This window comes from Psychrobacter sp. NPDC078631 (assembly GCF_050268165.1).
GTDB lineage: Bacteria > Pseudomonadota > Gammaproteobacteria > Pseudomonadales > Moraxellaceae > Psychrobacter.
This window is the reverse complement of the sequence record NZ_JBNNGG010000001.1, coordinates 609,046-621,117: the sequence shown is the minus strand read 5'-3', so window position 1 is coordinate 621,117 and position 12,072 is coordinate 609,046. Positions and strand designations below refer to the sequence as shown.

Below are 12,072 nucleotides of genomic sequence, written 5' to 3'. Positions count from 1 at the left end.
AATTGCATCAATCACAAGCAACACCAGCCCCTTCTTTATCAATACACATTTTATTTCCGTTCTTTAGGTTACCAATCCACGCCTTACCACCTGTAAATACAAAAGATGGTTTGCCCTGATAGCTATCGTTAGCGTTCACACCACTATTAGCAAAGCGAAAAGGAATCACCAGCTCACCGCCTAGATTGATAAAGCCCCACTCTTCACCAATACGCACGCCAGCATATTCCTCAGAGAACGGACGCACTTCGTCAAATGAGTACGTAATCATCGTGACATTATTATCATCGACGAAACCCCATTTACCATCTTGCTGACGCGATTGAAGCGTCGTAAAACGCGCTGGTACAGACTGTGATGCTTTGCTAGATTTTTCGTTAGATGAAGTAGGTTTGTTCACTGCCTGAGTGTCATTCTGGGCATTCGGATCACTCGCCGCATTGCCGTTTTTATCTACCCAACTGGTTGCACGACCTTTACGTACACGCGCTACTCCATTACGATAATTATCGATATCATCAATCGCTGCAGAAAACGAGACAACGGTACTATTGGCTGTATTAATCACACCATAGTTACCCTCTTTTTTTACTACGATATGCCCATCCGATACAGGCCGCGCCCAACCTTGACTCTCTGTCAATATATCGTACATGGCAGGCACGACTTCGCGGCCCTGCATATTGAGATAACCGACGCGACTGTTACGCAGTACAGGCAACAGACCGCCCGATAATTTATCGGCATCGACTTTTTGATAACGTGACAAATCAACGACTCGTTTGCCTTTTTTATCGATTAAAGCCACCGGCGCACCAAAGTCTTTGATCGCCAAAAAGTAACTACTACTAGCCGTGCAGGAGACGTTTTTGTAATAACTTTTTGGGATTTTACAGCTGGCGGCATGTGCGCTAGGCATCAAAAACAATGCGCTAGATAGCATCGTCACGACGACACTGTATTGCGATATTTTTGGTAGCGAACCAGACAATGTATGTGGCTGTTTTTTTGATAGCAATCGTTGAAGCATAAATAAACCTAGACAAATAATATAGATTGTTTGGTATAACGAATCAGACGTTGAGTACATTATATCGTCAATCTACTATACATGTGTTGCCGCGTTAATGTCGCTTAAAGTGCTACACACATATCCTCCGTGCAGAAATATCACTTGCATACATTATGCTCTTTCATGCTTTTATCAATCGTCGCCCTGATACAAATATTTTGATATATGTACTATTATCTAACTGTCATAAGTCTATTGTGAAAAACGTAGCCATATCAAACACTTTGATTATTTATTTGCGTCTAACATGCCTAATAGTTTTCGGCATAGCGATAGTATCTGTATTCAGCATAATAAATTATGGTTTTACCATTTCATTTTGCACTTAAAACCACGACAATATGGCTCTATGTCAACATAAGTTCTGACATGATGCAATGATAATAAGAATGCTGTTATTCAAATACTGTTATAAGGACAAATTATGGCTATTGCTTCAACGCGATCTGCACCTATTGGCTTAGTCATTGGTTGTATCATTTTTGGATTGGGCAGCTTAATTGTCGCTCACGTCGATATTGGTGGTTGGGCCATGTCGTTTTGGCGATTAGCTGTTTCTGGTATTGTGTTTGCGGTATTGGCTAAGATAATGGGCCAACGTATGCCCAAATCAAGACGCGCCATTTTTTATGCGCTACTATCAGGGGCGTTTTTAGGATTGGATTTGGCGCTGTGGCATGAGAGTATTTATGCGGTTGGGCCTGGTATTTCGACGCTGCTGAATAGCTTGCAAATATTTTTCTTGGCTGCTATTGGTTTTATGTATTTTAATGAGCGTCAGTCTATCGTGCAGCTTATTAGTTTGTTTTTAGCCATGATAGGCGTGGCAATGATAGGTAGCCCTGAATTTGCACACAACACCGCTGCGACTTGGGGTTTTGTCACTGGTATTGTATCGGGTGCCATGCTGGCGGCATCAATGACCTTTATCCGCAAAACGCACGATACTGAACCGACGCCTATATTTATGCTAATGCAGCTAATCAGTATCGGTGGCGTCTTAGCCATGATTATACCGATGTTTGTATTTGACACAGGTAATATCCTACCCAATACATGGTCTGAGATTGGTTGGGTACTTATCTATGGTACGGTAATGCAATGCTTGGCATGGGGATTGATTGCCTACTCTATTCCTAAGCTTTCGTTGGCACTGACTGGGCTGCTATTGTTGACTGAGCCTATTGCAGCCCTTGTCATTGACTATAGCTGGCTGGACAAGCCGATTAATACTTTGCAGTGGAGTGGCGCATTACTAACGATGTTTGCTATTTACTTAGGCTCGTTGAAACCAAAACCACGCGCCCTTCGCCGCTATCGATTTTTTTCAAGATTTTATAAGCGCGATTATAAATAGTTCCGATACTGTTGTTCGCTACTACTGTTGCTCAACACTGCCATACAAAAAAGCGCCCATACTATCGATAGCATGGGCGCTTTTTGTTAGATGAGATATTCTTTGACCATCTTTATTTGACAGACTCAAACTTCAATCTCATCAGCCTTACTTATTTAGTTTCAGAGCTTTGGTTAAACAAAGCATTTAACACGATAGCGGCTAAAGTAGCCGTACCGATACCGCCTAAATCAAAGCCGCCTAAGTGCAAGCTAAAGTTACCAGTACCCATAATGACCGTCACTGCCGCGATGATTAGGTTGCTGTTTTTACTAAAATCAATATGGCTATCGATCCATATTTTTATCCCAGCAACCGTGATAAGACCGAAGACAACAATAGAAGCACCGCCCAATAGAGCCGCTGGGATGGTCTGAATGATAGCACCAAACTTTGGTGACAGTCCCAATATGATAGCAACCAACCCTGCTACGACAAATATCGTCGTGCTATACACTTTGGTAACCGCCATAACACCGATATTTTCAGCGTAAGTAGTAACACCTGTACCACCAAATCCTGCTGAAAAAGTCGTGGCCAAACCGTCCGCCAAAAATGCTCGGCCCATATAAGGCGTCACACGAGCCTTGGTCATGCCCTCTACTGCCTTAAAGTGCCCTAGGTTTTCAGCCACCAAAATAAAAGCCACAGGTGCAATTAGGATAATAGCGCTCATCTCAAAGCGCGGCGTATGAATGCTTGGTAGTCCAAACCATGAAGCGGCAGCTACTGTACTAAAATCAATCGCTGTACCAAAGCCTAGAATATTGGTCATGACAAAGTAAGCAACGTACGACAGAACCAGACCGACGAGTAGCAACAGACGACGCAACATACCGCGAGTAAATACTGCCACACCACTAATGAGCAGTACGGTCAAGGTAGCCATCCAAGCATCAAACTGATTGGCAGACACGCCCTGAATGGTCACTGGCGCCAAGTTAAGACCGATAATCATGACAATCGCACCCGTCACGATAGGCGGCATCAAGCGCTCAATCCAACCTGTACCTGTCTTCATCACTAGCAGACCAATCAATGCATAAATGATACCGCAGGCCATAATACCGCCTAGCGCAACATTTAGATTGTCATTGAATCCTGCGCCTGCATAAGCGGTCACCGCGATGACTGGACCAATAAAAGCAAAGCTTGATCCCAAGTAGCTCGGCATGCGCCCACCGGTAATCATAAAGAACATTACCGTACAGATACCAGACATCAAGATAGCTAGGTTAGGATCAAACCCCATCAATAAAGGTGCAAGCACGGTTGCACCAAACATCGCAAACGTATGCTGTATACCGAGCAATACGCTTTTTGACGGAGGTAAATAGTCGTTGATACCGACTGGATCACGATCCAAGTCGCCCTTATAAGGACGCCATGTCGGGAACCAACGGCCATTTTCAAAATCTGGATTATGCGGATAATTGATAGCGGCTGAATCAATGCCTGCAGACTCCAAGGCATTTTGAGTCGATAGATCTTGAGCGCTATTGTCTGACGCTGATGAAGGGTCTTTTTGAGATGGCATGCGCGCTTGTCCTATGTGAGCTAAGCTAAAGTAATAGGCTGGGGCGTGTTGAATATTCGACCATGGCACTGACAGAGACTATTTATGAATGTTCAATACGCCCTTGAATAACTGATAAAATAAGAATCAGATGGAGATATTAGTAAATTGACATATTTCTAAGGGCTTGTATAAATAGCAGAACGTTAAGTCTTTCTATCTATAATATGTCATCCCAATTCATTCATTTATGTTGTAATATGACAAACCAAAAGTATTATTTGGTATGATAGCCATATCTTGCTAGATGTATGAATAAGAATGCGTCTGACTGAAAAAATTAGTCTTTTTTTAATCCGTCTTATTTTACGATGATAACCAACTTACAGGATGTTACATAGTTGTTGACTGCGAGCATGATAACGGAGTTTCAAAATAAATAAAAGTTATTATTCAACTGCCCTCAGTGCTCATTTACCTTATAACCTTCATAAATAGTGTCTCGCGCCCACCTATCAATGGTGACTAGGAGCGATGGCTGTCTATTATATTTTTCACAAAAGCGCCCAATGTCATAGATAAAATAGGCTAAAGCGCTTAAAATTTTTGGTGACTTATTATGATCAGTGTTTTTGATTTATTTAAAATCGGCATCGGCCCATCCAGTTCGCATACCGTCGGACCGATGGTCGCTGCAAATTTATTTTTGACCTCGCTAACTGAGCAGATGGAACTGACTGCGGTTAAGACCATTGAGATTGAACTGTATGGTTCTTTGGCGGCGACTGGAAAAGGCCATGCAACAGACACCGCTATTTTATTAGGACTGCTTGGACATACGCCTAGCACGATAGACACACGCATGACCAGTAGCTACCTATCTCCTATCTTCTCTGACAAAATTCTCAATGTATCAGGCACGCATACGATTGCTTTTAATACGGAGCAAGATATCTACTGGTATGACGATACCGTGCTACCCTATCACCCTAATGCATTGACGCTACGCGCCATCTCAACTGAAGGTGTTCGCTATCAGCAGACTTATTATTCAGTCGGTGGCGGTTTTGTCATTAATGAAGAGGATGCAACTAACCCAGACGAAGATCATGCTAGCCCGACCATCGATAGAGTTCCCTACCCGTTCAATAACGCAGCAGAGCTACTAGAGCAATGTCGTGAGCATGACTTGAGTATCAGTGAATTGGTACTGGCAAACGAATGTCACTTTCATGCCAAAGAAGAAGTATTTGCTTATCTAGATAGCATTTGGGAAGTGATGCAAGACTGCGTCAAACAAGGCTGTGAAAATGGCGGCATCTTGCCGGGCGGATTAGATGTAAAGCGCCGTGCCCAAGATTTGCATACACAGCTGTGCGCTGAAAAAGACAAACCTATCACCAAGACCGATAAGTTAGCCGCTATGGACTGGGTCGATTTGTACGCGCTCGCCGTTAACGAAGAAAACGCAAATGGCGGCAAAGTAGTCACAGCGCCAACCAATGGCGCAGCAGGTATCATTCCTGCCGTACTGCATTATTATCGTGACTTTTTGCCCAACTACAGCCAAGATGGGGTTCGTAAGTTTTTGCTAAATGCTACTGCTATCGGTAGCCTTATCAAGCAAAATGCTTCAATCTCTGGTGCTGAAGTTGGTTGCCAAGGTGAGGTTGGTTCTGCATGTGCAATGGCAGGCTCTGCACTGGCAGAAATCATGAATGGCACGCCAGCCAAATGCCTAAATGCAGCAGAGATTGGCATTGAGCACAATCTAGGTCTTACCTGTGATCCTATTGGCGGACTGGTACAAGTGCCTTGTATCGAGCGTAATGCGATGGGCGCAGTCAAGGCAATCAATGCAGCACGTCTAGCCTGTAGAGGTAATGGTCAGCACTTCGTCTCTTTGGATAAAGCGATAGAGACGATGAAGCAAACAGGAGCTGATATGTCTGATAAATATAAAGAAACAGCACGAGGCGGCCTGGCAGTTTATGCTGATAATAGAATTCCTACAGCAACGCGCGGCGTTAGTGTCAACTACAGTCAATGCTAATTTGACTTCTCGAGAAACAATTTACTGATAATAGAAACAACAAAAAGGCCTCTAACGAATTAGAGGCCTTTTTGTCATGCATAACTGCTTTTATGACTGGTTTATCGTTTATATATTGCTATCAATATTATTCAGCAGTTTTTGATACTACTTCGTTTAGAATCCAAACTGGCTGCACTACATTTGAGCCTTCTGCTGTTATTGCTTCTTGGCGTACATCTAGGACATAACGATAGTTCGGCTCATAGGTAAAGCCTTGAATATTACCATTTAGCGTAGTGTAATTTTTCTGATAGGTCTGACGATACTGCAAGCACTGTGATTCGACCATGCTGCCATCAGTAGCAGTCAGGTCACATACTGCTTTACGCGGTGCAATTTCCACTTCAAAACTTGGAATATTAACTACTTTTACATTCATAGGTTGTCCTTCAACAACCATCGTGCGCTCATTGTCCATACCCATCGTAGAGCAGCCAGAAAGGGCAAAAGTTGTCATCAATGCTGCAAGTGCTAATTTCTTCATTATACAATCCTCAGATAATTGTTATTAATTCTTTATTGATAGCTTAGTTACTGACTTATTTATTGATTTAGCTAATAATTCACTGCTACTTAGATAAACTTATTATTTTGAACACCTTATCTTGCTTTGCTACAAGCTAATTTTGTTACAAGCTAATAAGGTTGTTTGCTTTTTACTGAAACCAGTATAGGTCGCTAGTCGTCTTACCCTCTATGACTGCTTTGTAAAGTAACGTCAGCTTTTGCAACTGATGTTAATGAAGCGTATTGAATAGCAGAGTTATTTGCTACTGAGGAGATGATTGACATAAAAAAACCAGAACAATATTTGTTCTGGCTCTTATATAACTATGCAAATTCTGTTTTGTTAAGAATGACTAGCTACGATAATCAGCGTTTATTTTGACATAATCGTATGATAAATCGCAGGTATATACGGTATCACTAGCATCGCCACGTGCAAGATCGATATGGATAGTAATCTCAGGTCGACTCATGACTGTTTTGCCCGCCTCCTCTGTATAGTCAGGTGCAACACCGCCATTTTGGCAAATCATTACCTCATCTAGATGCACATCGACTTGCTCTGTGTCTAGGTCTTCGATACCAGCATAGCCCACTGCTGCTAATATGCGTCCCCAGTTAGCATCACTAGCAAAAAATGCCGTTTTTACCAAGGGTGAATGTGCGACTGCATAAGCCACATCGCAGCATTCTTGCGTGGTCTGACCGCCAGTCACCTTGACCGTCATAAATTTGGTAGCGCCTTCGCCATCACGTACGATCAATTGTGCCAGACGGACAAACACATCAGCTAATGCATCGAATACAGGCTGATAATGTGGATGCTCTGGACTATCAATCACCTCTGAGCTAGCAGCACCTGTTGCGATTAACACACAACAATCATTGGTTGAGGTATCGCCATCGACAGTAATGCGGTTGAAAGACTGCTCATTGATAGCGCTTAGCATCTCTTGCAATAAGTCAGCAGCGATATTAGCATCTGTCGCCACATAGCCCAGCATAGTCGCCATATTTGGGCGTATCATTCCTGAGCCCTTAGACATACCAGTGATATGATAGCTAGTACCTGCTACATCAATTTTTTGGCTGGCCAATTTAGGAATGGTATCTGTTGTGCGAATGCCATTGGCAGCAGCTAGCCAGCTATCAGGCGCTAGGTTAGCTAATGCATTATCCAGACCTGCAATGACCGCATCACTATTTAATGGCTCACCAATCACGCCGGTAGAGAATGGCAATATTGTATTGGTATCTACACCGGCCTTGTCAGCCAATGCTGTACAGATATCAATAGCGCGGCGCTTGCCATCAGCGCCCGTACCTGCATTGGCGTTACCAGTATTAGTGACTAAATAGCGCGGACTAACCTTAGCAAAGTGCTCACGCAATACTCGCACTGGCGCGGCGCAAAAGGTATTTTTAGTGGTCACAACCGCAGTAGTAGCTTTGTCAGATATTTCGATGACTACTAAATCATCGCGGTCTTTGTAGCGAACGCCTGCCGCTGTGGCACTGAGTTTGATACCATCGATAGAATAGATAACGTCAGGTACTGATACATTTCCAACAGCCATAATAAAATCCTTATTTTTCAATTTTTATCGTTATTTACGGAGTACAAAGTGATAAATACTATCGTCAGTTCAAGACAGTTCAGATACAAGAAGAACTAGCTACAGCACTACAATAAGCAGACTGAACAAGCTAATCATCGTATCTAATTGACATGAGGTTGACTATATATAGGTATCACGGTATATAAGTATTACGGTTTCTTTAGGTCAAATGCCGACCAAATCGGTGCATGATCAGATGGTTTCTCCATAGCACGTAGCTCATAACTGATACCAGCATCAATACATTTATCGATTAAGTCTGAGGTACATAGGATATGATCAATACGTAACCCGCGCTTAGGTTCATCATTGAAGCCGCGACTGCGATAATCAAACCAGCTGTATAACTCGGTGCTCTCTGGATAATGCAGACGGTAAGTATCTGTCAGCTCACGTGACATCAATGCTGAATACCATTCACGCTCTTCTGGCAGAAATGAGGTTTTTCTATTTTTCAGCCAACGCTTAGCATTAACTTCACCAATACCAATATCGATATCTTCTGGTGCAATATTCATATCACCCATGACGATAATCGAACGACCTTCCGCTTTTAGCGTATCAATATAAGCCATCAAATTGGCGTAATAAGCGCGCTTCATTGGAAATTTAGTCGGGTGATCTTGGCTTTCTCCTTGCGGAAAGTAACCATTGAGCACATCCACTTCACGACCTTCAAACTCATAACGTGCATGCATAAAGCGCTTTTGGGCTTCTTCATCTTCGCCAGGGAAGCCTTTTTGTACAAGTACAGGTGCAGCTTTAGATAATAGTGCAACGCCGTAATGCCCTTTTTGCCCAAAATACTCGACGTGGTAGCCCAGCCCTTCGATATCGCTAAGCGGAAATTGATCATCATGAACCTTGGTTTCTTGTAGGCCCATGACATCAGGATCGATTACCTCGCGCACCGCCTCGAGCTGATGCTGACGTGCACGGATACCATTGATATTAAAACTGACAAAACGGGTCATAAACTGTCCTATACTGATTGGTTAGAATATAGCGCTCTATAAATAGGTGAAATATAAACGACTATGATAACAAATGTAAGCGGTTCTAGCGGTTGCATGGCCTGAAATCTTGAGCTAGAGTAACTCTATTATAAGCACTATCTATTATTGGTCTATCTGAAACACTTTTATTCAACAATACTTATTAAAAATATCGAGCATCACTATGACAACAATTAAGCAAAAAAATACGACATCAGCCATGAATGATGACACCAAACCATTATTTGCTAAAGATTATAACGTCTATATTAACCATACTGATGCTGGCGGTATAGTCTATCACGCCAATCACTTGGTGTTTTTTGAAAACTGCCGACGCGACTGGTTTACTGAGCTGGGCTTAAATGGCTATTTTTTGCAGACTGACAGTGGTGAAGTACAGCATTTTGTCGTGAGTCAGGCAGACTTGCAATACAAAAGAGCCATTCTATTAGATGAGGTAATTAGCGTACGTATTGATAAAGTGGAGCTAAAACCTGCCAGTATCATATTTTATCAAAGTATATATCGCAATCTACCGAATCATAGTACTACTGAAACAAATGATAGCCAGCTACTAAGCAGTACCAAAATCGTCATTGCCTGCGTACAAAACCTTGTCAAACCAGAGCCAATGAGTAATGATGAAATAGGCAGCGATAAACCAGATACTGCAGCTGCAGCGACAACCCCACCAATGCGTCCTATTCGTGTGCCAAAAAAACTGCGCGTTACGATCGAACAGGCTATCTCTGAGCAAGTAAATGGTCAGCAGTAGAACTGCTATGAGCATAGATACGGGTAGAGTGTTGCTTGAATTTGATAACCTATGTGCACATAGCCAACGGACGATAAATGCTCAAAGCATTAAAGATAGTAAAGAAGCCTCGAATAAAATCTCGATACCGTCTAGCATTTATCAAAAATGGACAAGCAAGCTAACCGCAAACACCTCACTGGATAAAGAGCCATCAACTCATGATCGAACGCTAATAAGCGGTGCGAGCGGTACGCTATTATCAGGGCAGGTCACTGTTTTGACAGGAGCGTCTGGTAGCGGTAAATCAGTACTATTGCGAGTATTGGCAGGATTATTGCCAATGAGCAGCGGCACTGTTCGTTTGCACGATGACACGTCGAATAATGTTTATCACGATATTCATGAGACTGCACCTATGCGGTGGCGCAAGCAGGTCGCCCTACTCGCTCAGCATCCACAGTTGCTAGACGGCAGTGTCCTTGAAAATTTACAAATGCCTTATCAATTGCATGCTCATCAATCGCAGACTTTTGATAGAGACTGGCATGTTGCTCAGCTTGAACACTTAGATAGAAGTGCAGACTTTTTGCAAAAGGACGCCAAGCACTTATCTGGTGGCGAGCGCCAACTGGTCAATACATTACGTCTATTGCAGCTTAGTCCAAAAGTTCTATTACTAGACGAGCCAACTGCCGCTTTGGACATTGACACTTCAGCACAGCTCGTCAACTTACTTATCAACTGGTTGCACGCAGATGCGCAGCGCACACTCCTATGGGTAACTCACGATACAAAAGATATCATGCCTTTGGCAAATAGACACTGGCATATGCAAGCAGGTGTACTCACCACAGACTCTTGAAGAACTTTTATTCAAGAATATTTAATTAAATAATTAAGTCGTCGCTTAGTTGCTCAGACAATTTAGCACGTTAATAACCTTAGCCCTCACCTTGTATTATTACCATAATTACTTCCTAAATAAGCTCATACGAGTGGTACGAATGATATGCAAATTTTTCTCACTTATGGTGATATCGCTCTTGCTAGCAGCCTAATTGTCATTGTATTACTCATCTCTTGGCGCTTACGTTTAAAGCTAAGCAAGACGCTTTTAATAGCGGCATTTCGTACGATCATACAGCTGAGCTTTATTGGGCTGATACTGGCGTGGATTTTTGCACGTGAACAATGGTATGAAGTGCTACTTATCTTAACGGTCATGACTTTAATTGCAGGAAGTGCCGCCAAAAATCGTGTTAAACGCAGCTATAAAGGGTTATTAACAGATACATTATTGGCAGTCAGTATCTCAGCAATACTAGTAACGGCGATTGCCATTATAGCGATTTTGAATGTTGAGCCTTGGTATACACCGCAATTCATTATTCCCATATTGGGTCTGATATTAGGTAACTCTCTGACTGCCATTTCGTTGACGAGCAATCAATTGATTGAATCCTTTCATGAGCAATCTGGGCGTATAGAGATGATGCTCAGTCTATCTGCTAAGCCATTTGAAGCCGTCCATGAGCAGATAAAAGCAGCTATCACTAATGGTATGACTCCGACTTTGAACTCTATGCTAGTCGTCGGTATTGTTAGCTTACCAGGCATGATGACGGGTCAAATCCTAGCGGGCGCCGATCCCACTCAAGCCGTACGCTATCAAATAGTCACTATGTTCCTGATATGTGTCAGCAGCACGCTTGGCTGCACCATCAGTGCCTTGCTTATCTATCGACGTTTCTTTAATAAAAAAGATCAATTCATTTTACCGCAATAATTTTGGCATCTACATTCCTTTGTGTTTTATCAACTCACCAACATTAATTATCTAATCCTTCATTTATGAGATAACAAATTCAATATATTCTTATAAGTTAATATATGTACTGATCAGTATCGCTTACTGTTATTGTTTTAGACTAAATTCATGCTAATGTATTGCTCAAATGTATCGTTTTTTTGATACTTTATTTGTAAGTAGCAGATAAATAGTTTTAGAACGAACATTATTTTTAAAATTGAATTTTTTATTTATTTGTTTTATTTAATGCTTCATCTAAATATTCGTTAAATAAAATGCTGTGACAGCAGCAAAAAACCAGC

10 protein-coding genes are annotated in these 12,072 nt (G+C 42.2%); 5 read left to right on the top strand and 5 right to left on the bottom strand.

Annotation, left to right across the window (positions count from 1 at the left end; genetic code table 11):
- Nucleotides 1–7: 7 nt before the first annotated feature.
- Entirely contained in the window at nt 8–1,030 is a 1,023-nt protein-coding gene (locus tag ACQKCP_RS02480; RefSeq protein WP_427611141.1) for a WG repeat-containing protein, read from the bottom strand.
- A gap of 466 nt (nt 1,031–1,496) precedes the next feature.
- Here ACQKCP_RS02480 and ACQKCP_RS02475 point away from each other — a divergent pair, with 466 nt between their 5' ends.
- A complete protein-coding gene (locus ACQKCP_RS02475; RefSeq protein ID WP_347162264.1) occupies nt 1,497–2,429 on the top strand; it encodes a DMT family transporter in 933 nt (310 codons plus the stop codon).
- Nucleotides 2,430–2,580: 151 nt separating this feature from the next.
- On the opposite strand, the gene ACQKCP_RS02470 is transcribed toward ACQKCP_RS02475, so the two are convergent.
- Nucleotides 2,581–4,005 (bottom strand): solute carrier family 23 protein, encoded by a 1,425-nt coding sequence (locus ACQKCP_RS02470; protein ID WP_347162262.1) that lies wholly within the window; start codon nt 4,003–4,005, stop codon nt 2,581–2,583.
- Between the two features lie 598 nt (nt 4,006–4,603).
- On the opposite strand from ACQKCP_RS02470, the gene ACQKCP_RS02465 reads away from it, so the two are divergent.
- Complete coding sequence (locus ACQKCP_RS02465; RefSeq protein ID WP_427611140.1) at nt 4,604–6,037, top strand: L-serine ammonia-lyase; 1,434 nt, start codon at nt 4,604–4,606, stop codon at nt 6,035–6,037.
- 127 nt (nt 6,038–6,164) lie between these two features.
- Here the strand turns inward: ACQKCP_RS02465 and ACQKCP_RS02460 are convergent, their stop codons facing one another.
- The 3 genes from ACQKCP_RS02460 to xthA form a co-directional block, all read right to left on the bottom strand.
- Complete coding sequence (locus ACQKCP_RS02460) at nt 6,165–6,563, bottom strand: DUF4377 domain-containing protein (RefSeq protein WP_427611139.1); 399 nt, start codon at nt 6,561–6,563, stop codon at nt 6,165–6,167.
- A gap of 376 nt (nt 6,564–6,939) precedes the next feature.
- Nucleotides 6,940–8,163, bottom strand: coding sequence for a bifunctional glutamate N-acetyltransferase/amino-acid acetyltransferase ArgJ (argJ, locus tag ACQKCP_RS02455; protein ID WP_427611138.1), 1,224 nt, complete (start codon nt 8,161–8,163; stop codon nt 6,940–6,942).
- A gap of 191 nt (nt 8,164–8,354) precedes the next feature.
- Complete coding sequence (gene xthA, locus ACQKCP_RS02450) at nt 8,355–9,179, bottom strand: exodeoxyribonuclease III (RefSeq protein ID WP_427611137.1); 825 nt, start codon at nt 9,177–9,179, stop codon at nt 8,355–8,357.
- A 205-nt stretch (nt 9,180–9,384) separates the two neighbouring features.
- On the opposite strand from xthA, the gene ACQKCP_RS02445 reads away from it, so the two are divergent.
- The 3 genes from ACQKCP_RS02445 to ACQKCP_RS02435 all read left to right on the top strand — a co-directional run bounded on the left by ACQKCP_RS02445 (nt 9,385) and on the right by ACQKCP_RS02435 (nt 11,746).
- Nucleotides 9,385–9,978, top strand: coding sequence for a thioesterase family protein (locus tag ACQKCP_RS02445; protein ID WP_427611136.1), 594 nt, complete (start codon nt 9,385–9,387; stop codon nt 9,976–9,978).
- A gap of 7 nt (nt 9,979–9,985) precedes the next feature.
- The gene (locus ACQKCP_RS02440) at nt 9,986–10,822 is read left to right on the top strand and encodes an ABC transporter ATP-binding protein (protein ID WP_427611135.1); all 837 of its coding nucleotides are present in this window, start codon (nt 9,986–9,988) and stop codon (nt 10,820–10,822) included.
- 147 nt (nt 10,823–10,969) lie between these two features.
- Complete coding sequence (locus ACQKCP_RS02435; RefSeq protein WP_427611134.1) at nt 10,970–11,746, top strand: ABC transporter permease; 777 nt, start codon at nt 10,970–10,972, stop codon at nt 11,744–11,746.
- The last annotated feature ends 326 nt before the right edge of the window (nt 11,747–12,072 follow it).

What these genes read in the sequence shown, in the direction of transcription:
- ACQKCP_RS02480 (WP_427611141.1), bottom strand. Translation starts at nt 1,030, where the DNA reads ATGCTTCAACGATTGCTATCAAAAAAACAGCCACATACATTGTCTGGT.
- ACQKCP_RS02475 (WP_347162264.1), top strand. Translation starts at nt 1,497, where the DNA reads ATGGCTATTGCTTCAACGCGATCTGCACCTATTGGCTTAGTCATTGGT.
- ACQKCP_RS02470 (WP_347162262.1), bottom strand. Translation starts at nt 4,005, where the DNA reads ATGCCATCTCAAAAAGACCCTTCATCAGCGTCAGACAATAGCGCTCAA.
- ACQKCP_RS02465 (WP_427611140.1), top strand. Translation starts at nt 4,604, where the DNA reads ATGATCAGTGTTTTTGATTTATTTAAAATCGGCATCGGCCCATCCAGT.
- ACQKCP_RS02460 (WP_427611139.1), bottom strand. Translation starts at nt 6,563, where the DNA reads ATGAAGAAATTAGCACTTGCAGCATTGATGACAACTTTTGCCCTTTCT.
- argJ (WP_427611138.1), bottom strand. Translation starts at nt 8,163, where the DNA reads ATGGCTGTTGGAAATGTATCAGTACCTGACGTTATCTATTCTATCGAT.
- xthA (WP_427611137.1), bottom strand. Translation starts at nt 9,179, where the DNA reads ATGACCCGTTTTGTCAGTTTTAATATCAATGGTATCCGTGCACGTCAG.
- ACQKCP_RS02445 (WP_427611136.1), top strand. Translation starts at nt 9,385, where the DNA reads ATGACAACAATTAAGCAAAAAAATACGACATCAGCCATGAATGATGAC.
- ACQKCP_RS02440 (WP_427611135.1), top strand. Translation starts at nt 9,986, where the DNA reads ATGAGCATAGATACGGGTAGAGTGTTGCTTGAATTTGATAACCTATGT.
- ACQKCP_RS02435 (WP_427611134.1), top strand. Translation starts at nt 10,970, where the DNA reads ATGCAAATTTTTCTCACTTATGGTGATATCGCTCTTGCTAGCAGCCTA.